Here is a 3,970-nt window from a genome sequence, read left to right on the forward strand (position 1 = left end):
GACCCGCCACACTCCCGTGCGGCACCGCCACACCCTTCGGCACCCCCGTCGAGCCCGACGTGTACATCACGTACGCCACGTCCCGCGCACCCACCACCGCGCCGGACCCGGCCGTCACCTCGCATCCGGCGATCGCCGCCACCACGTCGGTGTCGTCCAGGACCACCTGCCGGACCGTCACCCCGTCGGGCAGCAGTCCGCGCGTCCGCGAGATGCACAGGACCACCTCCGGGGCGGCGTCCGCGAGCAGGAACGCCACCCGCTCCGCCGGATGGTCCGGATCCACGGGAACGTACGCGGCACCCGCCCGCCACACCCCCAGCAACGCCACCAGCAGATCGGCCGACCGCTCCATCAGCACCGCGACACGGTCGCCGCGGGCCACGCCCACGTCCCTGAGGTACGCCGCGAGACGACCTGACTCCTCGTCCAACTCCCCGTAGGTCAGGGTTCGTTCGCCGTCACTCACCGCCGTCGCCGCGGGCCGCCGGGCCACCTGGGCCGCGATCAGTTCCGGCACCGACGCGCCCGGCACCGGTTGCGTGCCGGCGTTCCATGCCGCGACCACGAGCTCGCGCTCCGCGGGGCCCGTCACGTCGATCCGGGCCACCGGCACCGACGGGTCGGCGACCATCTGCTCCAGGACCCGCACCAGGCGCCCGACGACCGCCTGTGCGGCGGCGCGGTCGAACAGGTCGGGCCGGTGATCGAGCTTGACGGCCATCCGGTCGCCCTCGGGGGCCGCGACGAGCGTGAGCGGGTAGTGGGCCGCCTCCTCCTCGCCGAGCGGACGCATGGTGAAGGCGTCCGGGGCGGGCTCCTCCTGAGGAGGGCGGGGGTAGTTCTCGTACACCACGATCGTGTCGAAGACGGCGCCCGGACCGGCCAGCTTCTGGACCTCGGAGAGTCCGAGGTGCTGGTGCGCCATGAGCGCGGCCTGGCGGGACTGCAGGGCGGCGAGCATGTGCGCGACGGTCTGCGCTCCGTCGAGCGGCACGCGCACCGGCACGGTGTTGATGAAGAGGCCGACCATCGACTCCACACCCGGCAGTTCGCCGGGCCGCCCCGCCACGGTCGCGCCGAACACCACATCCGTACGCCCCGCGAGCCGCGCGAGGACCAACGCCCACGCCCCTTGCACCACCGTGTTCACCGTCAGGCCCTGGGCGCGCGCCAACTGCGTGATGCCCAGCGTCAGTTCGGGCGAGAGCCGGGTGATCAGGCTCTCGGGCGCCACCGGTGTCCGGGCCGGGTCGGCCGGGGCCACGAGGGTCGGTTCGTCGGCCCCGGCGAGCTCGGCCCGCCAGGCGGCGCGGGCCGCCTCCTTGTCCTGCCGGCCCAGCCACACGAGGTAGTCGCGGTAGGAGGTCGTCCTGGGCAGTGCGCGGGTGTCGCCGTCCGCCGCGTACACGGCGGGCAGTTCGTTGAACAGGACCGCCATGGACCAGCCGTCCATCACGACATGGTGGCTGGTGAGGACCAGCCGGTGCCGGTCGGCGCCCGTCCTGACCAGCAGCACGCGCAGCAGCGGCGGGACCGCGGGGTCGAAGCGCCGCGCCCGTTCGTGCGCGGCCAGCCGGTCGGCCGCGGCGAGGGCGTCGGCCTCGGCGAGCCCCGAGACGTCCTCCATGCGCCAGGGAAGCACCGCCTCGCGCGCGATGACCTGCACCGCCTCACCGGACTTGCGGCCGCGGAAGCCCGCCCGCAGCGCGCCGTGCCGGGCAAGGAGCGCCTCCCACGACCTCCGCAGCCGTCCCGCGTCCACGGGACCGGCCAGCTCCAGCGTCCGCTGCCCCTGGTAGACGTCCGGGCCCCGGTCGTCGAAGGCGGCGTGGAAGAGCAGGCCCTCCTGCAACGGCGACAGCGGCCAGACGTCCTCGACAAGGGATCGGGTCATCGTTCTGTCTCCTCATGGCGGCGGCGCGCCTCGGCGGGGCGTGCCATCGGGGTGATCGAGTCAGCCGAAACAGTCGAGTTGACCGAGTCAGTCGAGCGGGTCGGATCAGTCGAATTGTTCGAGTCGGTCGAGCAGGTCGGATCAGTCGCATTGATCGGGGTGCTGAAGTGGATCGAGTCAGTCGAGTCGGTCGAATTCATCGACTTCGTCCTGGGCGAGGTCGAGGAGCGGGAAGTCGGAGGGGCTGTGCCCGCCCGACGCGGGCGCGTCGGTGTGGGCCGCGAGGCCGCCGAGCGCCTTTGCCCAGGTGCGGCCCAGGAGTTCGGCATCGGGCTCCGTCACCAGGTGGGCGGGCCAGTTCACGGTGAGCGTCAGCTCGGGCCCGCCCGGGGTGTCCCGTACCATCGCGCCGACGTCCAGCAGGTGCCGCAGGGGCGTGTCCGGGTGGGACGAGCCGCCGATCGCGTTCCCTCCGGCCATCCGCCAGGGACCGCCGCCCCGGTCCTCCGCCGTGTCGGCGGCGAACCGTCCCATGTACGTGAAGCTGATCTGCGGGGCGGGCCGGGCGCTCAGGGCAGGACCCGTGTCTGCGTTGAGGTGACGCAGGAGTGCGTACCCGAGCCCGTCGCCGGGCACCGCGCGCACCTGCTCCTTGACGGCCTTCACCAGCGCACCCGCGGCGGGCCCGCCGGCGAGGACCTCGCCGAGATCCACGTCCGCCGACGTCAGCCGCACCGGATGGGCAGCGGTGAACCAGCCCACCGTGCGCGACAGATCCAGTTCCGCGCCGTCCAGGGACTCGCGACCGTGCCCCTCGACGTCGACCAGGAGACCGGCCGCGGTGTCCGGCCGCCAGTGCGCGACCGCGGCGGCGAGGCCGGCCAGCAGCACGTCGTCCACGCCGCAGTGGAACGCGGTCGGTGTGCGGGTCAGGAGCGTCTCGGCCTGCTCCGGCGGCACCGCCCAGGAGCGGCGGCGCAGGCTTCGCACGGTGTCCTCGGACGGCTCCAACTGCCGTTGCCCCAAGGGCGATTGGTCCTCGCCGAGCAGGGCCAGCCAGCCGTCAAGTTCGGCGACCCGCCGCTCGTCGGCCGCCTCCGCGGCCAGCAGTCCGGCCCAGCGGCGGAACGACGTCCCCACCGGCGGCAACTGCGGCACGCGCCCGGCGGCCGCCGCCTCGCAGGCCGCCTGGAGGTCGGGCAGCAGGATCCGCCAGGACACACCGTCCACCACCAAGTGATGGGCAACGACGATGAGTTGGCCCTCGCGGCCCGGGCCCGCATCGACCCACACCACGCGCACCATGGCGCCGGAGGCCGGGTCGAGCCGCCCCGCAGTCTCGCGCGCGACCGCGTCCACGCCCTCGGCCCCGACGTCCGCCGCTTCCACCCGCAGCACCAAGGCCCCGGCGTCCACCGATCCCCGCTCGCCGACGATCAGCTTCGGCTCGCCCGGCACGGTCCGCGCCCGCAGCATGTCGTGCGCGTCGAGCACGGCGCCGAGACCGGCCGCCAGCACGTCGAGGCCGAGCCCCGCCGGGGCGCCGACCACCGCCCATTGCGCGAACCCGGGGCGTGCGGCGCGGTCGCCGAGTGCCCGCATGACCGGCGTCCAGGGCACCTCGCCCACGCCGACGTCGGCGACGGCGGCCGTCTCGTGACCCGCGGCTTCCGCCACGGCCGCGAGGCGTTCGGGAGTCTTCTCCTCGAAGACCTGCCGGGGCGTCACCACCAGGCCCGCCCTGCGCGCCCGGGAGACCAGTTGCATCGAGCTGATCGAGTCGCCGCCCAGCTCGAAGAAGCCGTCCTCGACCCCGACCCGCTCCAGACCGAGGACCTCCGCGAACACCTCGCACAGGATCCGCTCGGTCTCCGTGCCCGGCTCCCGGCCCGAGACCCGCCCGGCGAAGTCCGGGGCGGGGAGGGCCGCCCGGTCCACCTTGCCGTTCACCGTGAGCGGCAGCTCCTCCAGCACGACCACCGCCGCCGGGACCATGTACTCCGGCAGCCGCTCGGCCACATACGCACGCATCTCCTCGGGAGCGATCTCCGCCCCGTCCGCGCCCACCACATA

General features: G+C 74.1%; 2 protein-coding genes. Both read right to left on the reverse strand.

The features are described 5' to 3' along the window. On the reverse strand, positions 1-1,897 hold a 1,897-nt coding region (locus ACZ4D5_RS43375), incomplete at its 3' end, for a condensation domain-containing protein (protein WP_467778064.1). A gap of 177 nt (positions 1,898-2,074) precedes the next feature. Continuing rightward, the coding region (locus ACZ4D5_RS43380; RefSeq protein WP_467778065.1) for a condensation domain-containing protein at positions 2,075-3,970 on the reverse strand (1,896 nt) is incomplete at its 5' end.

The organism is Streptomyces sp. NPDC025651 (assembly GCF_055558735.1).